This window comes from Brevundimonas aurantiaca, from assembly GCF_904830995.1.
GTDB lineage: Bacteria > Pseudomonadota > Alphaproteobacteria > Caulobacterales > Caulobacteraceae > Brevundimonas > Brevundimonas aurantiaca.
In genome coordinates this window covers 360,204-382,756 of record NZ_CAJGVD010000001.1, presented here as the reverse complement: position 1 = coordinate 382,756, position 22,553 = coordinate 360,204, and the positions used below count along the sequence as shown (strand labels likewise).

Annotated in this window: 20 protein-coding genes; 13 read left to right on the top strand and 7 right to left on the bottom strand. The window is 68.9% G+C overall.

Annotated elements, in window-relative coordinates; all coding sequences use genetic code 11:
* The first annotated feature begins 116 nt into the window (after positions 1 to 116).
* Entirely contained in the window at positions 117 to 2,072 is a 1,956-nt protein-coding gene (locus JMT67_RS01975) for a M61 family metallopeptidase (protein ID WP_201462547.1), read from the top strand.
* Positions 2,073 to 2,237: 165 nt separating this feature from the next.
* Positions 2,238 to 4,223, top strand: coding sequence for a M61 family metallopeptidase (locus JMT67_RS01970; protein ID WP_201462546.1), 1,986 nt, complete (start codon positions 2,238 to 2,240; stop codon positions 4,221 to 4,223).
* A 3-nt stretch (positions 4,224 to 4,226) separates the two neighbouring features.
* Here the strand turns inward: JMT67_RS01970 and JMT67_RS01965 are convergent, their stop codons facing one another.
* Positions 4,227 to 5,027 carry a class I SAM-dependent methyltransferase gene (locus JMT67_RS01965; protein ID WP_201462545.1) on the bottom strand — a complete coding sequence of 267 codons (801 nt, stop codon included), beginning with the start codon at positions 5,025 to 5,027 and terminating at the stop codon, positions 4,227 to 4,229.
* Between the two features lie 146 nt (positions 5,028 to 5,173).
* Between JMT67_RS01965 and hemB the strand changes: the two genes are divergently transcribed.
* Genes hemB through JMT67_RS01945 form a run of 4 tightly spaced genes read left to right on the top strand, consistent with a single transcriptional unit; the run spans position 5,174 to position 8,507 of the window.
* The gene (gene hemB / locus JMT67_RS01960) at positions 5,174 to 6,172 is read left to right on the top strand and encodes a porphobilinogen synthase (protein WP_182714824.1); all 999 of its coding nucleotides are present in this window, start codon (positions 5,174 to 5,176) and stop codon (positions 6,170 to 6,172) included.
* Positions 6,172 to 6,744 carry a GNAT family N-acetyltransferase gene (locus JMT67_RS01955; RefSeq protein ID WP_201462544.1) on the top strand — a complete coding sequence of 191 codons (573 nt, stop codon included), beginning with the start codon at positions 6,172 to 6,174 and terminating at the stop codon, positions 6,742 to 6,744. The genes hemB and JMT67_RS01955 overlap by 1 nt, the downstream gene beginning before the upstream one ends.
* On the top strand, positions 6,741 to 7,139 hold the full coding sequence (locus tag JMT67_RS01950; protein WP_233455757.1) for a hypothetical protein: 399 nt from the start codon (positions 6,741 to 6,743) through the stop codon (positions 7,137 to 7,139). The genes JMT67_RS01955 and JMT67_RS01950 overlap by 4 nt, the downstream gene beginning before the upstream one ends.
* A 51-nt stretch (positions 7,140 to 7,190) precedes the next feature.
* Complete coding sequence (locus tag JMT67_RS01945) at positions 7,191 to 8,507, top strand: hypothetical protein (protein WP_201462543.1); 1,317 nt, start codon at positions 7,191 to 7,193, stop codon at positions 8,505 to 8,507.
* 4 nt (positions 8,508 to 8,511) lie between these two features.
* Here the strand turns inward: JMT67_RS01945 and JMT67_RS01940 are convergent, their stop codons facing one another.
* The 4 genes from JMT67_RS01940 to tpiA all read right to left on the bottom strand — a co-directional run bounded on the left by JMT67_RS01940 (position 8,512) and on the right by tpiA (position 11,818).
* Positions 8,512 to 8,670, bottom strand: a complete 159-nt coding sequence (locus tag JMT67_RS01940) for a hypothetical protein (protein WP_183215693.1) — start codon at positions 8,668 to 8,670, stop codon at positions 8,512 to 8,514.
* Positions 8,671 to 8,769: 99 nt separating this feature from the next.
* Positions 8,770 to 10,422: a CTP synthase gene (locus tag JMT67_RS01935; protein WP_201462542.1), complete on the bottom strand. Its 1,653-nt coding sequence runs from the start codon at positions 10,420 to 10,422 to the stop codon at positions 8,770 to 8,772.
* Complete coding sequence (secG, locus tag JMT67_RS01930) at positions 10,322 to 10,960, bottom strand: preprotein translocase subunit SecG (protein ID WP_233455756.1); 639 nt, start codon at positions 10,958 to 10,960, stop codon at positions 10,322 to 10,324. Before secG ends, JMT67_RS01935 begins: the two co-directional genes overlap by 101 nt.
* A 108-nt stretch (positions 10,961 to 11,068) precedes the next feature.
* Entirely contained in the window at positions 11,069 to 11,818 is a 750-nt protein-coding gene (tpiA, locus tag JMT67_RS01925; protein WP_054765577.1) for a triose-phosphate isomerase, read from the bottom strand.
* Between the two features lie 138 nt (positions 11,819 to 11,956).
* On the opposite strand from tpiA, the gene JMT67_RS01920 reads away from it, so the two are divergent.
* Together JMT67_RS01920 and trpE are read left to right on the top strand one after the other, a co-directional pair.
* Positions 11,957 to 13,864 carry a peptidylprolyl isomerase gene (locus JMT67_RS01920; protein WP_201462541.1) on the top strand — a complete coding sequence of 636 codons (1,908 nt, stop codon included), beginning with the start codon at positions 11,957 to 11,959 and terminating at the stop codon, positions 13,862 to 13,864.
* Positions 13,861 to 15,375 (top strand): anthranilate synthase component I, encoded by a 1,515-nt coding sequence (gene trpE / locus JMT67_RS01915; protein ID WP_201462540.1) that lies wholly within the window; start codon positions 13,861 to 13,863, stop codon positions 15,373 to 15,375. The genes JMT67_RS01920 and trpE overlap by 4 nt, the downstream gene beginning before the upstream one ends.
* On the opposite strand, the gene JMT67_RS01910 is transcribed toward trpE, so the two are convergent.
* Positions 15,372 to 15,578 carry a peptidoglycan-binding protein gene (locus tag JMT67_RS01910; RefSeq protein WP_183215699.1) on the bottom strand — a complete coding sequence of 69 codons (207 nt, stop codon included), beginning with the start codon at positions 15,576 to 15,578 and terminating at the stop codon, positions 15,372 to 15,374. The genes trpE and JMT67_RS01910 overlap by 4 nt on opposite strands.
* Before the next feature lie 87 nt (positions 15,579 to 15,665).
* Here JMT67_RS01910 and JMT67_RS01905 point away from each other — a divergent pair, with 87 nt between their 5' ends.
* From JMT67_RS01905 to lexA, 4 genes are all read left to right on the top strand, one after another.
* Positions 15,666 to 16,256, top strand: a complete 591-nt coding sequence (locus JMT67_RS01905) for an anthranilate synthase component II (RefSeq protein ID WP_183215701.1) — start codon at positions 15,666 to 15,668, stop codon at positions 16,254 to 16,256.
* Positions 16,257 to 16,272: 16 nt separating this feature from the next.
* Positions 16,273 to 17,310: an anthranilate phosphoribosyltransferase gene (trpD, locus tag JMT67_RS01900; protein ID WP_182714660.1), complete on the top strand. Its 1,038-nt coding sequence runs from the start codon at positions 16,273 to 16,275 to the stop codon at positions 17,308 to 17,310.
* On the top strand, positions 17,307 to 18,101 hold the full coding sequence (gene trpC / locus JMT67_RS01895) for an indole-3-glycerol phosphate synthase TrpC (RefSeq protein WP_201462538.1): 795 nt from the start codon (positions 17,307 to 17,309) through the stop codon (positions 18,099 to 18,101). The genes trpD and trpC overlap by 4 nt, the downstream gene beginning before the upstream one ends.
* 123 nt (positions 18,102 to 18,224) lie before the next feature.
* A complete protein-coding gene (gene lexA / locus JMT67_RS01890; RefSeq protein WP_191555556.1) occupies positions 18,225 to 18,923 on the top strand; it encodes a transcriptional repressor LexA in 699 nt (232 codons plus the stop codon).
* Here the strand turns inward: lexA and JMT67_RS01885 are convergent.
* Entirely contained in the window at positions 18,904 to 21,081 is a 2,178-nt protein-coding gene (locus tag JMT67_RS01885) for a ComEC/Rec2 family competence protein (protein WP_201463943.1), read from the bottom strand. The genes lexA and JMT67_RS01885 overlap by 20 nt on opposite strands.
* Here JMT67_RS01885 and gltX point away from each other — a divergent pair.
* Positions 21,080 to 22,495: a glutamate--tRNA ligase gene (gene gltX, locus JMT67_RS01880; protein ID WP_201462537.1), complete on the top strand. Its 1,416-nt coding sequence runs from the start codon at positions 21,080 to 21,082 to the stop codon at positions 22,493 to 22,495. The genes JMT67_RS01885 and gltX overlap by 2 nt on opposite strands.
* Positions 22,496 to 22,553: the final 58 nt, after the last annotated feature.

The following is a 22,553-nucleotide window of genomic DNA, read 5'->3' as shown; positions in this document are numbered from 1 at the left end:
GCCGGGGTCCGGGCGAACGAGATTTTCGGAGTCCGATCGGCCGGACCGCTTGACGATCCACGCGGTGCGGCGGACTGTCGCGCCTCTCCCTTTCCAGAGTTCGAAAGTCCGCGTCCATGATCCGCACCCGCCTCCGCGCCGTCGGCCTCGCCCTCCTGCTGGCCTCCGCCGCACCGGCCGCCCTGGCGCAACAGGCGTCGACGGCGGCGCCCGCCCTGCCGGCGCCCCTGACGCCCATCCCTGCGGCGCGCGACGTCGCCTATCCGGGGGTGATCGGTCTGGAGATCGACGCGACCAACCTGGGCCAGCACATCTTCTCGATCACCGAGACCCTTCCCGTCGCCCAGAGCGGCCCCATGGTCCTGTTCTTCCCCGAATGGCTGCCGGGCAACCACGGTCCGGTCGGGCCGATCACCCAGCTGGCGGGGATCGAGATCACCGCGAACGGCCGGCGGATCGAATGGGTCCGCGACACCCTCAGCCCCTTCGCCTATCACATCACGGTTCCAGCCGGGGCGACCGAGCTGAAGATCGCCATGCAGCATCTGTCGCCGACCAGCGGCGCCCAGGGCCGGGTGACGATGACGCCCGAGATGCTGAACATCCAGTGGGAGAAGATGCTGCTCTATCCCGCCGGTCACTGGTCGCGGAACATCATGGTCCAGCCCACGGTCAAATTCCCCACCGGCTGGCGGTTCGGCACGGCCCTGGAGCCTGAGAGCAAGGAGGGCGACCTCCAGACCTTCAAGCCGGTCAATCTGGAAGTCCTGATCGACAGTCCCGTCTTCGCCGGCCTCCACTATCGCCAGATCGATCTCGATCCCGGCGGCCGCTCTCCGGTTCGCGCCAACATCGTCGCCGACGAGGCCAAGAACCTGGAAGCCACCGACGAGCAGGTCCAGATCCTGCGCAACCTCGTGACCCAGATGGACCGCCTCTACGGCGCTCGCCATTTCGACCACTACGACTTCCTGATCGCCATGACCGACAAGCTGGGCGGCATCGGTCTTGAGCATCATCGCTCCTCCGAGAACTCGGTCGATCCGGAGTTCTTCACCGGCTGGGCCACCCACCTGGGCGACCGCGACCTGCTCAGCCACGAGATGAACCACTCCTGGGACGGCAAATGGCGTCGCCCGGCGGACCAGTATGTGCCCAACTTCAACAGCCCGATGCAGAACAGCCTGCTGTGGGTCTATGAGGGCCAGACTCAATACTACGGCCAGGTCGTCGCCGCCCGTTCGGGCCTGCTGACCAGGGAACAGGCCATGGACTCCCTGGCCATGACGGCGGCCTCCTACGACTACCGGGTCGGGCGCGGCTGGCGCGCGCTTCAGGACACCACCAACGACCCGATCATCAGCCAGCGCCGGCCCAAGGCCTGGCTGTCCTGGCAGAGGGACGAGGACTACTATTCCGAGGGCCAGCTGATCTGGCTGGACGTCGATACGACGATCCGCGAGAAGACCGGCGGCCGCAAGTCGCTCGACGACTTCGCCCGCGCCTTCTACGGCGTTCAGGACGGCAGTTTCGAACCGGCGCCCTATACCTTCGAAGACGTGGTGGCGGCCCTGAACGGGGTGGTCGAGAACGACTGGGCCGCCTTCCTGCGCGCGCGGCTGGACGCCGTCGGTCCCGACGCCCGCGCGCCCCTGGACGGGCTGGAGCGCGGCGGCTGGCGGCTGACCTACGGCGAGACCCCGACCGCCTATCAGAAGACCCTGTACGGCGAGTTCAAGCGCAACGACTTCACCTATTCCCTGGGCCTGCAGACCGGCGAGAACAATGCGATCCGCAGCGTCCAGTGGGGCAGTCCGTCCTTCCAGGCCGGCCTGGCGCCGGGCATGGAGATCGTCGCCGTCAACGGCCAGGCCGCCAAGCCGGACCGACTGGCCGAGGCCGTCACCGCCGCCAAGGACCCCGCCGTGCCGATCACCCTGATCGTCAAGGACGGCGACCAGTACCGGACCGTCGTCCTCGACTATCACGACGGCCTTCGCTACCCGCGCCTGGAACGCATCCCCGGAACCCCGGACCGGCTGGGCGACATACTGACGCCGCGCCGACGCTGACGCCGATAGAACCCCTCCGTCTCCTCCCCACAGGGTGGGGAGGTGGCGCGGCGCCGCTTAGCGCCGTGACGGAGGGGCTCTAAACGCCGCACCCTGCCGCCTAGACTTGACGCCCCTTCCCCGCTCCCCGACGGTGCAGGCCTGCCCTCACGTTCGGATGACCTGATGCCGCCTACCCGCCTGACCGCCGCCGCCTGCCTCGCCGCCCTGATGACGGCCGCCCCGGCCCTGGCCCAGGATTTCCCGTCGACGCCGGTGGTGGTCGAGGCGCGCGACGCGGCCCTGGCCCTGCCCCGGCCCCAACCGGCCATCCCCGCCCCTGCGGACAGGCCCTATCCGGGCGTCATCCAGTACCGGGCCGACATCACCGACCTGGACCGGCGAATCATCCGCGTCAGCCAGACCATACCCGTCGCCGCTCCCGGCCCCCTGACCCTGCTCTATCCGAAATATCTGCCGGGCAACCACGCCGCCACCGGCCCGATCCAGCTGCTGGCCGGCCTTACCGTCACGGCGAATGGTCAGAGGCTGGAATGGCTGCGCGACACCCTCGACCCCTACGCCTTCCACCTGGACGTTCCGGCGGGCGTGACGGCGATCGAGGTCGCCTTCGAACAGCTGACCCAGCCGGACAGCTCCAACTGGCGCGTCCTGATGACCCCCGCCATGGTCAATCTGCAGTGGGAGAAGGCCATCCTCTATCCGGCCGGCTACTACAGCCGCCAGATTCAGGTCGCCCCCTCCATCCGCCTGCCCGCAGGCTGGAGCTACGGCACGGCCCTGAAGACCGAAGGCCGCGACGACGATGTGGCGCGGCTGGAGACCACCGACCTCTACACCCTGATCGACAGCCCGGTCTTCGCCGGCGCCCACTATCGCCGGATCGACATCGACCCCAGCGGCGCCCCGTCTGAATCAAGGGTTCATCTGAACCTGCTCGCCGACGAGGCCAAGGGTCTCGCCGCCACCGAAGAGCAGCTGAAGCTCTACGAGAACATGGTCCAGCAGGCCGACCGCCTGTTCGGCGCCCGCCACTTCGACAAATACGAGTTCCTGTTCGCCCTGACCGACCAGATGGGCGGCATCGGCCTGGAGCATCATCGCTCCTCCGAGAACACCGGCGCCCCCGGCTTCTTCACCGACTGGGCCAAGAGCGCCGGCGATCGCGCCCTTCTGCCCCACGAATACACCCACTCCTGGAACGGCAAGTTCATGCGCCCGGCGGATGAGCTGACCGCCAACCACAACGTCCCGACCCAGAACACCCTGCTGTGGGTCTATGAGGGCCAGACGGAATACTGGGGCGATGTCCTGGCCGCCCGCTCGGGCCTGCATTCCAAGGGGGTGGCCCTGGCGACCCTGGCCTCGATCGCCGCCTTCTATGACAACCAGCCCGGCCGTCAGTGGCGCGCCCTTCAGGACACCAACAACCATAATCTCCTGGGCTACCGCGTGCCCGGCCAATACCCCTCCTGGATGCGGGGCACCGGCGACTACTATCGTGAAAGCCTGCTGGTCTGGCTGGACGCCGACACCCTGATCCGGGCCGAGACGAACGGCCGCAAGTCGCTCGACGACTTCGCCCGGGCCTTCTTGGGCCACAGCGACGGCTCCTGGGCGCCCCAGGGCTACACCTTCGATCAGGTGTTGGCCGCCCTGAACGCCGTCCATCCGCACGACTGGGCCGGCTTCCTGCGGGATCGGCTAGACGCCGTCGGCCCCGACGCCCACGCCCCCCTGGCGGGGATCGAGCGGGGCGGCTGGCGTCTGACCTATACCGACACGCCCAATGCCGATGAAAAGGCGGTGAACGGCGGCTGGGCCAATGATTTCCAGTATTCGCTGGGCTTTACCCTGGCCGGCGACAAGCTGACCAATATCCGCTGGGGCGGTCCCGCCTTCGAACAGGGGATCGGCGCCGGCTGGTCGCTTGTCGCCGTCAACGGCAAGGCCGGCTCGGCCGAGGTTCTGCGCGACGCCGTCACGGCCGCCAAGGGGACGGACGCCCCCCTGGAGCTGCTGATCAAGTCCGGCGACCGGTTCCGCACCGTCGCCTTCGACTATCACGACGGCCTGCGCTATCCGCGTTTGGAGCGGATCGAAGGAACCCCGGACCGCCTGTCCGACATCTTGGCCCCGCGCCGGCGCTGAGGCTCAGTCCGGCTTTCTGAAGCGATAGACGAACTGGTCGGTCTTGCCGCGAATAGCCGCGTCGAAGACGTTCAGACTGTGGTCGTCGTCGGGATTGGCGACCGCCCGGCTCTCGCCCTCGAAGACGAAGCCGGCGGCCTCGACCTCGCGCCTCAGATAATCGCCCTCGATCCGGTGCAGGGTCTGGACCGCCGAAATCCCCGTCCCCGGCGCCGCCTGGTGGTCGATCAGCACATAGCGGCCGCCGGGCTTCAGGGCGGCGAACACTGCGGCGTTCATCCTGGCCACATCGGTATTGAAGCCGGGAATGTGGAAGTCGTGGTACTCCTGGCTCATGAAGACCAGGTCCAGGGGCTGGTCATAGGTCATGGAGTCCAGCAGGCCGTTGACCCGCGTCACATTGGGATAGGCGGCGGCCAGGGCGTCGGCCTGGGGGTTTTCCCGCGCCATGGTCCGTTCGGGCACGAAGGCGTAGACGCGGCCCGTCGGCCCGACCACGTCCGAGAACAGACGGGTGAAATAGCCGGCGCCGGGGCGGATGTCGGCCACCTTGTCGCCGGGCGCGACCTGGGCGAAGGCCAGGATTTCGGCCGGATGACGCAGCGGATCGCGCGCCACCTCCTCGGCCGGGCGTTTCGGATCGGCGACGGCGTCGGCATAGAGGGAGACATGGGCGGGGGCGGACGAGGACGCGCTGTCCACGACCACCGTCCGGTCGCCGCCGTCGGAGGCGATGATGATACATCCCGACAGTCCCGCCGCCAGGGCCAGAACCGCCGCGCCCGCCGCCCATCGTCTCATCATCTCGTCTCCCTCAGTTCGTCGCGATAGGCTCGCATTTCGTCGCCCGGCGCAAGCCGCTATCCCGCTTGAAACGATCCGAATCCTCACGCGATTTGCGCCCCGGCCCCGGCGGCGCTAGTCCGGCGACAGATTTCCAAGGTCTCGCCATGCTCCCCTACCAGCCTGCCCCCTTCCCGCTCGCCCGTCCCCGGCGTCTGCGCGCCAGCCCCTGGGTGCGCCGCATGGTCGCCGAGACCGTCCTGACCCCGGCCGACCTGATCTGGCCTTTGATCGTCCACGACGGCGCCGAGGACCGCGTCCCCGTCGCCTCCATGCCCGGCGTCTTCCGCCTGTCGCCCAAGGAAGCCGCAAAGGCGGCGGTCGAGGCGCGCGACCTCGGCATTCCGATGCTGGCCCTCTTCCCGAACGTCGATGGGGCGATCAAGGACTCGGTCGGCACAGGCGCCACCGATCCCGACGGCCTGATCCCCGACTGTATCAAGGCCATCAAGGACGCCGCGCCCGAGATCGGAATCATGACCGACGTGGCGCTGGACTGCTACACCGACCACGGCCACGACGGGGTTCTGGAGGGCGAGCGGATCGTCAATGACGCCAGCCTGGATCGCCTGGCCGAACAGGCCTTCATCCACGCCCACGCCGGCGCCGACGTCGTGGCCCCCTCGGACATGATGGACGGCCGCATCCAGGCGGTGCGCGAGGCCCTGGAGGCCAACGGCTTCCAGGACACCCTGATCCTCTCCTATGCGGCCAAATACGCCTCGGCCTTCTACGGCCCTTACCGCGACGCCGTCGGCTCCTCGAGGGCGCTGAAGGGCGACAAGAAGACCTATCAGATGGACTACGCCAACTCCGACGAGGCCCTGAAGGAGGTCGCCATGGACCTGTCGGAAGGCGCCGACGCGGTCATGGTCAAGCCGGGCATGCCCTATCTCGACATCGTCCGGCGTGTGTCCGAAACCTTCCGCGTCCCGACCTTCGCCTATCAGGTCTCGGGCGAGTACGCGATGATCCAGGCCTCGATCGCCAACGGCTGGCTGGACCAGGACCGGGCCATCCTTGAGACCCTGCACGGGTTCAAGCGCGCCGGCTGCGCGGGCGTCCTGACCTATTTCGCCCCCCAGGCCGCGCGGCTGCTGGGCTGATGGCGGGCGCCGACGTTCTGATCCGCGAGGCGACCGCTGACGACATGGCGGCCGTCACCGCCATCTATGCCGAAAGCGTCGCCAACGGACGCGGCACCTTCGAGCTGGAGCCGCCGGACGAGATCGAGATGGCCGCCCGGTTCGCCGCCGTCCAGGCCCTGGGCCTGCCCCGGCTGGTCGCCGAGATCGACGGCGCCGTGGTCGGCTACGCCTACGCCGGCCCGTTCCGCACCCGCCAGGCCTATCGCTACACCGTCGAGGACTCGATCTATGTCGCTCCCGAGGCCCGCGGCCGCGGCGTCGCCGGAGCCCTGCTGGACCAGCTGATCAACCATTGCGAGGCCTTGGGCCTGCGCCAGATGGTCGCCGTGATCGGCGACTCCGCAAACCAGGGCTCCATCGCCCTGCACCGCGCGCGGGGCTTCGCCGACGCCGGCGTGTTCAAGGCGGCCGGTTGGAAACATGACGACTGGCGCGACGTGGTCTTCATGCAGCGCGAGCTGGGTCAGGGGAGACAGACTCCGCCGGATGCGCCGGGCCTGCCCCTGGTCGACAAGAAACCCGCGCGGTGAAGGACGCAGGCGATCCATTGCGACGCCGGGTTGCTACGCCTATCCTCAGCGGCGTGAAGATCGTCTCGTCCCTTCTGCTGCTGATCGGCGCCCTGGCGGTGCTGACCCTGGGCGCCCTCGGCGTCTCGGCCAGCCCGGCCATGGCCGAGACGCCCTGCCATGAGATGGGCCATGCGACCCCGGCCCCGTCCGGCAAGGCCCCCGATAAGGCCCCCGATAAGGCCATGAAGGCCATGGCCTGCTGCGTCGCCTGCGTCGCGGCGCCGACCATTCCGCCCGCCGCCCGTCCTCAGACGGCTGCGGCGCCGCTTTGCCTGACCGCCGTTTCGCCGGCCCTGCCGTCAGGCCGTCGGCCTTCGCCCGAGCCCGGCCCGCCCCGCCTCCTGATCGCCTGAACCGACGCGCTCTCGCGGCGCCCTCAGTCCCGATCATTCAAGGAGGCCATCATGGCTCCCCATACGCTCGTCGGCGCCCTCGCCGGCGTCTCCCTGCTCGCCCTCGCTCAGGTGGCGACGGCGCAGGACCATTCTCACCACCAGGCGGAGCCGGCCGCCGATCCCCACGCCGGCCACGACATGGCCGACATGGCCCACGCCATGACCAGCCCCTACGGCCCCTGGCCCATGAACCGCGACGCCTCGGGCACCAGCTGGCAACCCGATTCCGGCGAACACGCCGGCATCCACACCGTCCGGGGCGACTGGACGGTGATGACCCACGCCCTGCTGAACCTGACCTACGACACCCAGTCCGGCCCCCGCGGCGGCGACAAGACCTTCGTCTCGGGCATGTTGATGACGACGGCTCGCCGTGACCTCGACGACGGTTCGACCCTGAACCTGCGCGCCATGCTCAGCCCCGACCCCCTGATGGGCAAGTCCGGCTATCCCCTGCTGCTGGCCGCCGGCGAAACGGCGAACGGCGTCGATCCCCTGGTGGACCGCCAGCATCCGCACGACTTCTTTATGGAGCTGTCGGCCAGCTATTCGAAACGCCTGTCCGAAAAGGACAGCCTCTACGGCTACATCGGCCTGCCCGGCGAGCCCGCCTTCGGCCCGCCCGCCTTCATGCACCGGATGAGCGCCATGGACAGTCCCGAGGCGCCCATCACCCACCACTGGCTGGACTCGACCCATATCGTCTTCGGCGTGACGACCCTGGGCTGGGCCCACGACCGGTTCAAGATCGAGACCTCGGCCTTCAAGGGGCGCGAGCCGGACGAGGAACGCTGGGGCATAGATGAGCCGAAACTGGACAGCTGGTCGGTGCGAGCCTCCTGGAACCCGTCGTCCGACTGGGCCCTCCAGGCCTCCTACGCCGATGTCTCGGCCCCGGAACAGCTCGAGCCTGACGAGGACGAGACCAAATGGTCGGCCAGCGTCCTCCACACCCGCCGCCTGGGCGAGACCGGCTGGTGGTCCTCGACCCTGGCCTGGGGCCGCAAGACCAACAGTCACGATGAATCCAAGGACGGCTGGCTGCTGGAATCCGCCCTCCATCCGAACGACCGCTGGACCGTCTTCGCCCGGGCCGAACGGATCGAGACCGACGAACTGGTCCCCGGCGATCACGGCGGCCACGGCCCGCTCTACACGGTGGGCAAGGCGTCTGTGGGCGCCGTCCGCGACTGGCGGATCGCCCCGCGCGTCCGCTTCGGCCTCGGCGCCCTCTATGCGATGAACCGCGTGCCGGACGCGCTGGAGCCGATCTACGGCGGCGATCCGGACGGCGGCATGGTCTTCATGCGGCTGAAGATCGACTGACGGCTCAGGCCCGCCCGGTTTGCGCCGGGTGGGCCGACGCCGCCGCCAGGCCGCGAACGACCTCATAGCCGATCACGCCGACGCCGAACATGAGCCCAAGGCCGGCGACAATGAGCACCAGGCGGACATGCCGGTGCAGGTAATAGAGCAAGGCGCCGATCATCGACGGTCCATCCTGTCGGATCGTCCTAATTCGATCCGTTCCAGGCATTTTATCGCAAAAAGGACGCCAACCGGAATCGCAGGTCCGTGAGCGTCGTTCTCACACCAGCCGGCTCTGCACCACGGCCGCCGCAATGAAGCTGGCGAACAGCGGATGCGGCGCGAAGGGCCGGCTCTTCAGCTCCGGATGGTATTGAACCCCGATGAACCAGGGGTGGTCCGGCCGCTCCACAGTTTCGGGCAGGACGCCGTCGGGCGACAGCCCGGCGAAGACCAGACCGGCCTTGGCCTCGATCGCCTCGCGATAGTTGATGTTGACCTCATAGCGATGGCGGTGCCGTTCGCTGATGGTCGTGGTCCCATAGATTTCGGCGATCCGAGACCCTTCGGCCAGGGTCGATTCATAGGCGCCCAGCCGCATGGTGCCGCCCAGGTCGCCGCCCTGCTGGCGCAGGACGCGCTGGTTGCCCTGGGTCCATTCGGTCATCAGACCCACGACCGGCTCGGTCGTAGGCCCGAACTCCGTCGAGGAGGCCTTGGGAAAACCGGCCAGGTTCCGCGCCGCCTCGATCACCGCCATCTGCATGCCGAAACAGATGCCGAAATAGGGGATGTCGCGCTCGCGGGCGAACCGCGCCGCCTCGATCTTGCCTTCCGACCCACGCTCGCCGAAGCCGCCGGGCACCAGGACGGCGTGGGCGCCCTGAAGCCGCTCCTCACAGGCTTCCGGATCGCCTTCGAAGGTGTCGGCCTCGACCCAGTCGATATTGACCTTGACGTTGTTCGCAACCCCGCCGTGGTGCAGGGCCTCGATCAGGGACTTATAGGCGTCCTTCAGCACCGTATATTTGCCGACCACGGCGATGGTGACCTCGCCGTCGGGCTGCAGCCGCCGCCGCGCGATCTCCCGCCAGCGCGTCAGATCGGGCTCGGGCGCGTCCTCGATGCCGAAATGGGCCAGGACTTCCTTGTCCAGCCCCTCGCGGTGATAGTCCAGCGGCACGGCGTAGATGTCGGCCGAGTCCATCGCCTGGATCACGCCGCTTTCGCGGACGTTGCAGAACTGGCCGATCTTGCGCTTCTCTTCGGGCGGGATCGGCTGTTCGCAGCGGCACAGCAGGATGTCGGGCTGGATCCCGATCGAGCGCAGCTCCTTGACCGAATGCTGCGTCGGCTTGGTCTTCATCTCACCGGCCGTCTTGATGAAGGGCAAGAGGGTCAGGTGGACGAAACAGCTCTTGCCGCGCGGCAGGTCCTGACCCAGCTGGCGGATGGCTTCGAAGAAGGGCAGGCCCTCGATGTCGCCGACCGTGCCGCCGATCTCGACCAGGACGAAGTCCACGTCCTCGCCCGCATCCGTCAGGGCCGGGGTCAGGCAGAAGGATTTGATCTGGTCGGTGACGTGGGGAATGACCTGGACGGTCGCGCCCAGATAGTCGCCGCGCCGCTCCTTCTCCAGAATGGTCGAATAGATCCGGCCGGTGGTGATGTTGTCGGACTTGGCCGCCGAGACGCCGGTGAACCGCTCATAGTGGCCCAGGTCCAGATCGGTCTCGGCGCCGTCGTCGGTCACGAAGACCTCGCCGTGCTGATAGGGGCTCATCGTCCCCGGATCGACGTTCAGATAGGGGTCGAGCTTGCGCAGGCGGACCTTATAGCCGCGCGCCTGCAGAAGAGCGCCGAGAGCGGCGGAAGCGAGGCCTTTTCCAAGCGAGGAAACCACGCCGCCGGTGATGAACACATAGCGAGCCATGGGCGGACACCTTACTCCATGATTCGCGAACGACGCATGGGCCTCGGCGAATCGAACTGTTGATCAAAAGAAGAAAGCGCGCCCTGCGGCGCGCTTTCGGAACTCTGGGTCGGCGGGGCCTTACTGGGCCGGGGTGGGGGCCGGCTGCTGCGCCGGCGCCGCCGACGGCAGGCTGGCTTCCAGATCGTCCAGCGACGGGGCCGACGGTTGGGCGGGGCGGCGGCTGGGCTTGGGCGGGCTGTTGTTGCTGGGGCCGGGGCGTCGTGGCCAGGGAGCCCACGGCGTCGGCGTCGATCACCGAGGTGGAGGCGCGGTCCATATTGCCGACGACGGTCAGGATGATGGTCAGGCCGAACAGCAGGGCGGCCAGAACCCAGGTCACCTTGGTCAGCAGATTGCCCGCGCCGCGCGCGGTCATGAAGCCCGAAGGTCCGCCGCCCATGCCCAGGGCGCCGCCTTCCGAGCGTTGCAGCAGAACGACGCCCGTCAAGGAAACGGCGACCAGGATGATGGCGACGAGCAGGATGGTCTGGAGCATGGCGTCATTCATGTGGGCGCGGAGCTGCGCCGATCAAGCGGCGGCCTCTATCACCGATGCCGCCCAGGGGCAAACCTATAGCCGCGCCCGACCGCCCTGCCGCGTCGTTCAGGCCGCGCGGATGATCGGAAGAAAGTCCTCGGCCCTCAGCGAGGCGCCCCCGACCAGGGCCCCGCCGACCTCCGCCGTCGCCAGAATATCGGCCGCATTGTCCGGCTTGACCGAGCCGCCGTACAGGATTGGGACCCGACGCGCCGCCTCGCCCAGCCGGTCGATCAGGGCGCTGCGGATCGCCGCATGGACCTCGGCGATCTGTTCGAGGCTCGGGGTCAGGCCGCTGCCGATCGCCCAGACCGGCTCATACGCCACCGCAAACGTCCGCTCCGCCAGTCCGTGGGGCAGAGAGCCCGCCACCTGGGCGCTGACGACCGCGACGGCCTGGCCGGCCTGTCTCTGTTCCAGCGTTTCGCCGACGCAGACGATCGGCTCCAGTCCCGCCGCAACGGCGGCCTGAACCTTGTCCGCCACCTGGGCGTCGGTCTCTCCAAAGGCGGCCCGGCGTTCGGAATGGCCCAGGATCACCAGCCCGGCCCCCGCATCCGCCAGCATTTCCGCCGAGATCGAGCCGGTGAAGGCGCCCGACGGCTTGTCATGACAGTCCTGCCCGCCGGTCTCGATCGCGCTTCCGCTCAGAACCGCGCTCATCTGATGAACCAGGGTGGCGGGGGGGCACAGGGCCACGCGGGCCTCGGTCGGCGTGGCGGACAGGGCGGTCTTCAGCGCCTCGGCTTCGGACAGGGCGGCCGTCAGGCCGTGCATCTTCCAATTGCCGACGATCAACTTCACGGATTGTTTCATCGCCCCTGTCTAGGGGGCGAAAACCGCCGCGCCAAGAGGGTCGCCCCAATCTGGACATCAAGCCGTTCTTGCGGCGGCCCGCCCGGGCCGACTATACGCCGAAGCGAAGCCATCGTCGGCAAGTCTCCGGGTCCACGAATGATCACCGCCTTCCGCGCCTTCTCGCGCTCCAAATGGGCCGCCGCCCTGCTCGTCCTGATCGCGATCAGCTTCGTGATCGTGGGGGCGCGCATGGACGTCTTCGCCAACCTGGGACCGAAACACGTCATCGACGCCGGCGACCGTTCGATGAACGAGGCCGAGTTCTCGGCCGCCTTCGGACGGGTGCGCGAGAACATTCAGCAGCAGGCCGGTCGTCCGGTGACGAACGAGGACCTGATCGCCGAAAACATCCATGTCCGCTTTCTGGAAAGCCAGACCGAACAGCTGGGCTTCCTCAACTGGGCGTGGAAGGCGGGCATCCGCCCCGGCAAGGAGTTGATCGTCAAACAGATCCGCCAGATCCCGGCCTTCTTCAACTCGGTCACGGGCCAGTTCGACCAGAAGGCCTATGAGAGCGCCCTGGCCCAGCAGAACCTGACCCCCGCAATGCTGGAACAGGACCTGCGCGACCAGTATGCGACCGAGCATTTCAACGCCGCCGTCTTCGCCGGCGCCCGCGCGCCCCGGATCTACGGGGCCCTGTTGGCCGGCGCCGCCTTCGAGAGCCGCGACGGCCGCTGGTTCGAAATCACCCCGGCCATGGCCGGCGACATCCCCGCCCCGACCGACGCCCAGTTGAACGCCTTCATCCAGGAGAACGCCGCCCGGCTGCGCGCGCCGGAGTTCCGCATGGCCTCCGTCGTCCTGTTCTCGCCGGAACCCGGCGCCGCCCCGGCCGTGTCGGAAGAGCGTATCCGCGAGCGGTTCGAGTTCAAGAAGGACAGCCTGGGCAAGCCCGAGACCCGCACCTTCGTCACCCTGACGGCGCCCAGCCGCGACGCGGCCCAGAAGATCGCCGCCGCCCTGCGCGCCGGTCAGTCGCCCGCAGACGTCGGCCGCGCCAACAGCATCCAGCCGGCCCAGTTCGACGCCACGCCGCGCTCCGCCATCGGCGACGCCGCCACGGCTGCGGCCGTGTTCGGCCTTCAGCCCGGCCAGGTGTCGGACCCGGTCCAGGCGGGCGTTGGCTTCGCCGTCGCCAAGCTGACGGCGGTCCAGCCCGGTCAGCCCGCCAGCCTCGAGGGTTCGCGCGAACAGATCATTCAGGAACTGCGCGCCGAGGACATCAAGGGCCAGACCTACGCCAAGGTCGAAAAGTACGAAGCCGCCCGCACCGCCGGCAAGAGCCTGGCCGACGCCGCGCGTGAAGCCGGGGCGCGGATCGTCGACCTGCCCCCCTTCACCCAGGACGGCAAACTGCCGAACGGCCAGCCGCTGAACGCCCCGCCGCAGCTGTTCGAAACCGCCTGGTCCCTGACCAAGGGCGGCGAAAGCGATGTGGTGGACGCCGGTCAGGGCCAATATTTCGCGGTTCGGCTGAACGACATCCGTCCCTCCGCCCTGCCCACCCTGGCCGAGGTGCGCGAACCCCTGGCCGCCCAGTGGAAACAGCGTGAGATTTCGCGCCGGCTCGCCGCCAAGGCCGAGGAGCTGGCCGGTCGCGTGCGCCAAGGCCAGGACATCGCCGCCGTGGCCCGTTCCGTCAACGCCCCCCTGACCGTCCGCACCGGCGTCGTCCGTGATCAGGCCACCCAGGAGGCCCTGGGTCAGGGCGTGCTGCAAGGTCTGTTCGGCCAGTCCAAGGGCCAGGTCTTCTCGCAACCGGGACAGGGCGGCGTCCTGATCGGCCGGGTCGATGACATCCACGCCGCCAATCCGGCGGTCGCCGGTCCGCTCGCCGAACAGGCCCGCCCGCGCATCACCCAGGAGATCGTCCAGGCCATGGTTCAGACCGAGATGGCGGCGGCGGCCAAACGCTCCAAGGCCAAGCATGACGTCGGCCTGGCGCGTCAGGCCCTGGGCCTGTCGGCCGAACCGACCGCGCCCGCCGCTCCGGCGCAATGACGCAGGCGGACAGCGGGCCCGATTTCGACGCCTTCGCCGCCGGCCTCTCGGCCGGTCGGCCCCAGGTGATCGTGCGTCGGGTGATCGACGACCTGGAGACCCCGGTTTCGGCCTATCTGAAGCTGGGGCTCCACCGGCCTTACGCCTGCCTGCTGGAATCGGTCGAGGGCGGCGCCGTCAAGGGCCGCTATTCGATCCTGACCCTGGACCCGGACGTGGTCTGGCGCTGTCGGTCGAACGCGGCGGAACTGGCGCGCGGTCCAGCCGTCGCCGAAGGCCGCTTCATTCCCGAGCCCCTGCCCACGCTTCAGTCGCTGCGCGCCCTGATCGCCGCCTCCAAGTTCGACCTGCCCGACGGTCTGCCGCCGATGGCGGCCGGCCTGTTCGGCGTCTTCGGCTATGACATGGTGCGCCTGCTCGAGCCGCTGGGCGAACCCAATCCCGACCCGCTGAACCTGCCCGATGCGGTCCTGACCCGACCGTCGCTGGTGGCGATCTTCGATTCCGTCGGCCAGGAGATCATCCTGGTCTCCGCCGCCTATCCCGACACGGGCGGCGACGCGCGGCAAGCCTTCGACGCCGCCGTCGCCAGGCTGGACGCTTTCGAGACGGGCCTGCGCGAGCCCTTGCCGGTGCGCGCCGCGCCGCAGCCCACGCCCGCCCCGACCTTCGCCTCGCCCGTGGACGAGGCCGGTTTCGGCCAGATGGTGGCCCGGGCCAAGGACTATATCGCCGCCGGCGACATCTTTCAGGTCGTGCTCAGCCACCGTTTCTCGGCGCCCTGGACCGAAGATTCGTTCGCCTTCTACCGCTCCCTGCGTCGCCAGAACCCGTCGCCCTATCTCTTCTATCTGAACTTCGAAGGCTTCCAGCTGGCCGGGTCCAGTCCGGAGATCCTGGTCCGGCTCAAGGACGGCCAGGTCACCATCCGACCACTGGCCGGAACCCGGATGCGCGGCGCCACGCCCGAGGCGGACAAGGCTCTGGAGGCCGAACTACTGGCCGATCCCAAGGAGCGGGCCGAACATCTGATGCTGCTGGACCTGGGCCGCAACGACGTCGGCCGCGTCGCCGCGCCGGGCACGGTCGAGGTGACCGAAAGCTTCGTCGTCGAACGCTACAGCCAGGTCATGCACATCGTCTCCAATGTACGCGGCAAGGCCGATCCGAAACTGGACGCCGTCGACACCCTGCTGGCGGCCCTTCCCGCCGGCACCCTGTCAGGCGCGCCCAAGGTCCGGGCGATGGAGATCATCGACGAGCTGGAAGCCGAAAAGCGCGGCGTCGGCTACGGCGGCGGCGTCGGCTATATTTCGGCGGGCGGCGAGGCGGACATCTGCATCACCCTGCGCACCGCCCTGTTCGCTGATGACCGGATCTTCGTCCAGGCCGGCGCCGGCGTGGTCGCCGACAGCGATCCTGCGGCCGAATACGCTGAAACCCGGCACAAGGCCCGCGCCCCCATGCGGGCCGCTGACGACGCCTGGCGGTTCCGCACCGGCAACCGCTAGGGCGCGTAGGTCGCCGGGCGTTCGTCGAATCGGACGCCGGGCCCCAGCACCACCACCCCGGCCATGACCACGGCGGCCGCAGCGGCCAGGGCGGCGGCGCCTAGCGCCGCATAGGGGCTGATCGGTTTGGGTTCGACAACGACCAGCTTCGCCTTTGCGGCGGCGATCTTGTCGGCGATGTCTTGTTCGGCGGCGAGTTTCACCCCTCCACCTGCCCCCATGACCGTTAAGATGCGCTTTAGCGACGCATATGCTTGGCGCGGACGCCTGTCACGCCTAGAAGCCTGATCATGATCCTCGTCGTCGATAACTACGACAGCTTTACCTACAACCTCGTCCACTACCTCGCGGAGTTGGGCGCGCCGACCCATGTGGTGCGCAACGATGACCTGACGGCGGCCGAGGCCTGGGCGCTGAACCCCGCCGCCGTCCTGCTGTCTCCCGGCCCCTGCGCGCCGGATCAGGCAGGCATCTGCCTGCCGCTGATCGAAAGCGCACCGGCCTCCATGCCCATCCTGGGCGTCTGCCTGGGCCACCAGGCCATAGGCCAGGCCTTCGGCGGCGACGTGATCCGCGCCAAGACCCTGATGCACGGCAAGACCTCGCCGATCCATCACGACGGCAAGAGCGTCTTCGCCGGCCTGCCCTCGCCCTTCACCGCCACCCGCTATCATTCCCTGGCCGTGAAGCGCGAAACCCTGCCCGACTGTCTCGAGGTGACCGCCTGGACCGCCGACGGCGAAATCATGGGGCTCCAGCACCGCAGCCGCCCGATCCATGGCGTTCAGTTCCACCCGGAATCCATCGCTACAGAACATGGCCACGACATGCTGGCCAACTTCCTTCAGATCGCCGGCGTGAAGCGCCTCGCGGCCGCCTGATCATGGCCGCCTGACCATGGCCGATGGTTTCAAGCCGATCCTCGCCCGACTGGTCGAGGGCCACCCCCTGACGTCCGAACAGGCGCACGACTTCTTCGCCGCCTGCCTGCGCGGCGAACCGACCCCGTCCCAGGTCGCCGCCGCCGTCACCGCCCTTCGGATTCGCGGGGAGACGGTGGACGAGATCGCCGCCTTCGCCCAAGCCATGCGCGAGGCCGCCCTGACCTTGGATCATCCCTATGAGGTGATCGACACCTGCGGCACCGGCGGCGACGGCCAGCACACCTACAACATCTCCACCGCCGCCGCCCTGGTCCTGGCCGGCGCCGGCCTGAAGGTCGCCAAGCACGGCAACCGGGCCATGTCCTCGAAATCCGGCTCGTCCGACGTCCTGTCGATCCTGGGTGTCAACATGGCCGCCAGCCCGGCCCAGCAGCGCAAGGCGCTGGACGAGGCCGGCATCTGCTTCCTGTTCGCCCCCGCCTATCACGGCGCCATGCGCCATGTCGGCCCCGTCCGGGCCGAGATCGGTTTCCGCACTGTCTTCAATTTGTTGGGCCCCCTGTCCAACCCGGCCCAGGCCAGACGCCAGGTCATGGGCGTCTATGACCCCCGCCTGCTGGAGCCTCTGGTCGAGGTGCTGGGCCGGCTGGGCGCGACCCGCGCCTGGACCGTCCATGGCCAAGGTCTGGACGAACTGGCGACATCCGGCCCGACCGAAGTGGCGGAATGGAAAGACGGCGCCGTCCGCCGCTTCCAGGTCACGCCCGAGGACGCCGGCCTGCCCCGCGCCTCCATCGACGCCATTCGCGGCGGCGACGCCGAGGAGAACGCCGCCGCCCTGCGCGCCCTGCTGGCGGGCCAGACGGGCCCCTATCGCGACATCGTCTTGCTGAACGCCGCCGCCGCCCTCGTGGTCGCGGATCGGGCGACGGATCTCGCCGAAGGCGCCGCCCTGGCCGCAGCCGCCGTCGACGACGGCCGGGCCGCCCAGGCCCTGGAGCGGCTGGCCCGCATCACCTCGACCCCGCTGGAGACGGAGGACGCCCCATGACCGACGTTCTGGACCGTATCGCCGCCTACAAGCGCCAGGACGTCGCCGCCCGCAAGGCCGCGACCTCTCAGGACGCGATCGAGACTCTGGCCCAGGCCGCCTCGGCCCCGCGCGGCTTCCGCGCCGCTCTGGACAGGACCGTCGAGGAAACCGGCCGCCCCGCCTTGATCGCCGAGATCAAAAAGGCCAGCCCGTCCAAGGGTCTGATCCGTCCCGACTTCGATCCCCCGGCCCTCGCCCGGGCCTATGAGGCCGGCGGCGCGTCCTGCCTCTCGGTCCTGACCGACGGCCCCAGCTTCCAGGGCGACGACGCCTATCTGGGCCAAGCCCGTGCGGCGACCGCCCTGCCCTGCCTGCGCAAGGACTTCCTGGTCGACCCCTGGCAGGTGGCCGAAAGCCGGGCTCTGGGCGCCGACTGTATCCTGATCATCCTGGCCATGATCGACGATCGGCTGGCCGCCGAACTGCTGGCCGAGGCCGAGCGCTTCGGCATGGACGCCCTGATCGAAACCCACGACGAGGCGGAAATGGCGCGCGCCTGCGCCCTCGGCGGCGATCTGGTAGGGATCAACAACCGGTCGCTGCGGACGTTCGAGGTCGATCTGGAAACGACGGAACGCCTGGCGATCCTCAGCCCCGTGCGCGCCCTTCTGGTCGCCGAGAGCGGCATCTTCACCCCGGACGACGTTGCGCGCGTCTCCGCCGCCCACGCCCAGGCCATTCTGGTCGGCGAGAGCCTGATGCGTCAGGCCGACGTCGAGGCCGCGACGCGGGCGCTGCTGACCCTATGATCCAACGTGATGAGCGTGGTGAAGCGACGCCGTTAAGTTGACATTAGGAAGGAACACTTACAGAACATCGTCAATGTTCACGGCCCGTTCCGATTCGTCGGTCGGGCGCATGAGGGGCCGGCGATGCTCACGCGCAAACAGCACGAACTGCTGATGTTCATCCACGAACGGATTCAGGAGACCGGCGTCTCCCCCTCGTTCGACGAGATGAAGGAGGCGCTGGACCTGGCGTCCAAGTCGGGCATCCACCGGCTGATCACGGCGCTGGAGGAGCGCGGCTTCATCCGCCGCCTCGCCCATCGCGCCCGCGCCCTGGAAGTGACCAAACTGCCTGAACAGGCTACAGCCGGCGCCCCGCGCGGCCGGGCCGGGTTCAAGCCCGACGTCATCGAAGGCGGCGGCGCGCGTCCCGTCGCTGCAGCCTCAGCCGCCAATGACACCCGCGAACTGCCGCTCCTGGGCAAGATCGCCGCCGGCACCCCCATCGCGGCCATCCAGCACGAGCAGGAGCGGCTGCCGGTGCCGGAATCCATGCTGGGCAAGGGCGATCACTACATCCTCGAGATCGAGGGCGACTCCATGATCGAGGCCGGCATTCTGAACGGCGACCTGGTGGTCATCCGGCGCGGCGACACCGCCAACAACGGCGAGATCGTCGTGGCCCTGGTCGAGGGCGAAGAGGCCACGCTGAAACGCCTGCGCCGCAAGGGCGGCTCCATCGCCCTGGAGCCCGCCAACCGCGCCTATGAGACCCGCATCTTCGGTCCCGACCAGGTCGAGGTCCAGGGCAAGCTGGTCGGCCTCATGCGCCGCTATCACTGACAGCTGGATTCGGCCGGCGCGCCCACGGCCGGTCGCCCCGGACATCGGCCGTCCACACGGCCCGCCAGCCGCCCGCGCCGCTACGCCACAGCTCCACCGCCCCGCCGCGCGCAAAGTCCGCCCCGTCCAGAACCAGCCGCCCGTCACATGAGGGCGGCAGGGCGTGAACCACCGCCCGCACGCTGACGACCGGGGCCGCAAGGCACAGGGCGTCCATCTGCTCCATGTCCGGCGTCCGCCTGCCCCACCACAGGGCGACCGGCCCCGCCCCAGTGAGTTCGGGACGGCATGAAGCGCGGTCGCAGGCCCAGCCGGCCTCGGGTCGGCCCGCCAAGGCCAGACCGCGCCGCCGGGACCACAGGTCCGTCGCAAACTCACGCACGCCGGGCCGGACGACGATCGCCTCCTTCTGGCGACGAAAGGCCGCGTTTGTCCCGCCGTCGCCGATCCAGACATCCGGCGTCGGCGCGCGCGGACAGACCAGCACCGCCGCCGCAAGAGGCAGGCCCAGCCACCGCAGCCGCCCCTGCCAGAGGCAGACGAACAGCACGCCAAGAAAGGCCACGGGCAGCACAGGGTCCGGCGCGCTGGCCACCGTCCGCACCGCGCCCGGCAAGCCGGCCGTCCAGCCGCCGATCGCCAGCGTCAGATCGACGCCCCACCCCGCCACCGCCAGGAACGGGCCGCCCAGGCCCACGGGCTCCAAGGCCGCGCCCAACGCGAGGGCGGGCATAAGGACGAAGTCCGCCACCGGCGCCGTCGCCAGATTGGCCAGCAGCCCGTACATGGCCGTCCGGTTGAAATGCTGCATGGCGAAGGGTCCCGTCGCCAGTCCCGCCACGACGCTGGCCGCCACCGCCGCCGTCAGCCAACCGCCGAACCTCTGGACCGCCACAATGGGCCAGGGCGCGGAGATCTCTCGGGTCCGCTTGGGCCAGATTTCGACCAGGGCCACCAGGGCCGCCGTCGCCGCGAACGACATCTGGAACCCCGGCGTCACGATGGCCTCGGGCTGGATCGCCAGGACGGCGAAGGCGGCCACGGCCAGCCCGTGCATGGTCACGGCCTGCCGGTCCAGCAAGATGGCCGCAAAGGCGATGGAGGCGGTAATGGCCGCCCGCTCCGCCGGCGGCGGGGCGCCGGAAATCACCAGATAAACCCCCACAGCCGTCAGGCCCGCCGCGGCGGCGACCTTCTTGCCGGGAACGCGCAAGGCCAGCCAGGGCCAGGCCGCCACGCCCAACCGCACGGCGAAAAAGACAAATCCGCCGACGATGGCCATATGCAGGCCCGAGACCGACAGAATGTGCGCCAGGCCGGATTCCCGCATCACATCCATGTCGGCCTGGTTGATCCAGGTCTCATGGCTGGTGGTCATAGCCGCCGCGATCCCGCCGGTCCGCTCCCCCAGCCGCGCCACGATCCGCTCCGCCAGGGCGTAGCGCACGCCGTTCACCGCCATGGCCAGTCGCAGCCGCCACGGCGCCGGCGGCAGATCGATCCGCCTTGTCTCACCCAGAGCGAAGGCCACGCCTCCCAGGCCCTCGAAAAAGGCGTTGCGACCGAAATCATAGGCCCCGGGGCTGGCGGGCGGAGGGGGCGGATTGAGAATGGCGAACAGGCGGATCGCCTCCCCCGGCCTCGGCGGTTCGCCCCGCACCGTGGCCCGCAGCCGAACCGGCGTCTCCTCCGGGCTCAGGCCTCGGATCCAGACCGGGGCCACCACAATCCGCGCGCCATTCTCGCCAGGGCTGTCGACATCGACGACCCAGGCCTCGATCACCACGCCCTCCACCAGGGCCGGCGCGATCGGGGCGGCCACGAGTTCGGTACGAAACTTCGCCGCAGCCAGGCCGCAGGCGAGACAGGCCAGAATCATCAGCGGCCAGGTTAGACGCCGCCCCCAGCCGCGCCGCCGCGCCGCAAGCCAGGCCGCGACAGCCGCCGCCGCCCCAAACGCCAGGGGCCAAAGGCTCGGCTCTGTCCTCAAGGCGAAATAGCAGGCGGCGCCGCCGCCGAAGGCCACCGGCGCCCAAAGCCGCCATCTCAGCGCCTGCGCCTTGATCTCGTCGGCCAGCCAGGCCCGCAAACGCGCGCCGGGGGTAGGCTTTGTCGCCTCGGGGCGTATAAGGGCCTCGCTTACGGACCCTTCCCCCATGACCTTGCCTTCTTCGACTGTCGTCACCCGCTTCGCCCCCTCGCCGACAGGCTATCTGCATATCGGCGGGGCGAGAACCGCCTTGTTCAACTGGCTGTACGCCAAGAGACACGCGGGACGCTTCCTGATCCGGGTCGAGGACACCGATCGGGAACGTTCGACCGAGGAGGCCGTCCAGGCCATCTTCGACGGCCTGAGCTGGCTGGAGCTGTTCGCCGACGAAGAGCCGGTGTTCCAGTTCAGCCGCGCCGACCGCCATCGCGAAGTGGTGGATCAACTGCTGGAGACCGGCCACGCCTATCGCGATTTCACCACGGCCGAGGAAACCGGACGTCTGCGCGACGCCGCCAAGGCCGAGCGTCGCACCTTTGAATCGCCCTGGCGCGACCGCACCCCGACCGTCGACGACCTGGCCCAGCCGCACGTCGTTCGCTTCCGCCGTCCTCAGTCCGCCACGGTCGTCGTCGCGGACGAGGTCCAGGGTTCGGTCAGCTGGTCGACCGACGACCTCGACGATCTGGTCCTGCTGCGCTCCGACGGGGCGCCGACCTATAATCTCGCGGTCGTTGTCGATGACCACGACATGGGGGTGACCCACGTCATCCGCGGCGACGACCATCTGAACAACGCCGCCCGCCAGAGCCTGATCTATGACGCCCTCGGCTGGACCCGACCGACCTTCGCCCATATCCCGCTGATCCACGGGCCGGACGGCGCCAAGCTGTCGAAGCGCCACGGCGCCCAGGCCGTCCACGAATACGCCGAAATGGGCTATCTGCCCGAGGCCATGCGCAACTATCTGGCGCGCCTCGGCTGGGGTCACGGCGACGACGAACTGTTCAGCGACGCCCAGGCGATCGAATGGTTTGATCTGGCCGGCATCGGCAAGGCTCCGGCGCGGCTGGACTTCGACAAGCTGGCCCATGTCAATTCGCACTGGCTGCGGCTCGCCGACGACGAACGCCTGGCCAAGCTGACGCTGGACGTCCACCTCGCCCGCGGCCGCAGCCTGGCCGAGGCCGACGAGGCCCGGCTCCAGCGCGCCATGCCGTTTGTGAAGGACCGCGCCAAGACCGTACTGGAGTTGGCCGACCAGACGGAATTCGTGCTCAAGACACGTCCCCTGGACATTGACGACAAGGGCCGCGCCCTGCTGTCCGGCGAAACCCTGGACCGCCTGGCGCGCCTGCGCGATCGGCTGGCCCTATTCCAGTCCTGGGACGTCTTCGCCCTGGAAGCCGAGTTGAAGAGCTTCGCCGAATCCGAACAGGTCGGCTTCGGCAAGATCGGCCCGCCGATGCGCGCAGCGCTTACCGCAGGGTCAACATCACCTGATATTGCACGAACTTTGTCCGCTCTTGGGCGCGACGAAAGTCTCGGACGCTTGGATGATGCGCTGCAACAGACTAAGTGATCAACCACAAACCTAAGAGCGCCCGGCGCCTCCCCGCGATCGGACGTCCAAATGCAAA

Bases quoted from the DNA above. Each gene is read 5' to 3' on its own strand.
- trpC (WP_201462538.1), top strand. From the start codon at position 17,307: ATGACCGACGTTCTGGACCGTATCGCCGCCTACAAGCGCCAGGACGTC.
- JMT67_RS01965 (WP_201462545.1), bottom strand. From the start codon at position 5,027: ATGATGAGACGATGGGCGGCGGGCGCGGCGGTTCTGGCCCTGGCGGCG.
- JMT67_RS01935 (WP_201462542.1), bottom strand. From the start codon at position 10,422: ATGGCTCGCTATGTGTTCATCACCGGCGGCGTGGTTTCCTCGCTTGGA.
- JMT67_RS01905 (WP_183215701.1), top strand. From the start codon at position 15,666: ATGATCCTCGTCGTCGATAACTACGACAGCTTTACCTACAACCTCGTC.
- gltX (WP_201462537.1), top strand. From the start codon at position 21,080: ATGACCTTGCCTTCTTCGACTGTCGTCACCCGCTTCGCCCCCTCGCCG.
- trpE (WP_201462540.1), top strand. From the start codon at position 13,861: ATGACGCAGGCGGACAGCGGGCCCGATTTCGACGCCTTCGCCGCCGGC.
- trpD (WP_182714660.1), top strand. From the start codon at position 16,273: ATGGCCGATGGTTTCAAGCCGATCCTCGCCCGACTGGTCGAGGGCCAC.
- JMT67_RS01970 (WP_201462546.1), top strand. From the start codon at position 2,238: ATGCCGCCTACCCGCCTGACCGCCGCCGCCTGCCTCGCCGCCCTGATG.
- hemB (WP_182714824.1), top strand. From the start codon at position 5,174: ATGCTCCCCTACCAGCCTGCCCCCTTCCCGCTCGCCCGTCCCCGGCGT.
- secG (WP_233455756.1), bottom strand. From the start codon at position 10,960: ATGCTCCAGACCATCCTGCTCGTCGCCATCATCCTGGTCGCCGTTTCC.
- JMT67_RS01955 (WP_201462544.1), top strand. From the start codon at position 6,172: ATGGCGGGCGCCGACGTTCTGATCCGCGAGGCGACCGCTGACGACATG.
- JMT67_RS01920 (WP_201462541.1), top strand. From the start codon at position 11,957: ATGATCACCGCCTTCCGCGCCTTCTCGCGCTCCAAATGGGCCGCCGCC.
- JMT67_RS01885 (WP_201463943.1), bottom strand. From the start codon at position 21,081: ATGGGGGAAGGGTCCGTAAGCGAGGCCCTTATACGCCCCGAGGCGACA.
- tpiA (WP_054765577.1), bottom strand. From the start codon at position 11,818: ATGAAACAATCCGTGAAGTTGATCGTCGGCAATTGGAAGATGCACGGC.
- JMT67_RS01940 (WP_183215693.1), bottom strand. From the start codon at position 8,670: ATGATCGGCGCCTTGCTCTATTACCTGCACCGGCATGTCCGCCTGGTG.
- lexA (WP_191555556.1), top strand. From the start codon at position 18,225: ATGCTCACGCGCAAACAGCACGAACTGCTGATGTTCATCCACGAACGG.
- JMT67_RS01945 (WP_201462543.1), top strand. From the start codon at position 7,191: ATGGCTCCCCATACGCTCGTCGGCGCCCTCGCCGGCGTCTCCCTGCTC.
- JMT67_RS01975 (WP_201462547.1), top strand. From the start codon at position 117: ATGATCCGCACCCGCCTCCGCGCCGTCGGCCTCGCCCTCCTGCTGGCC.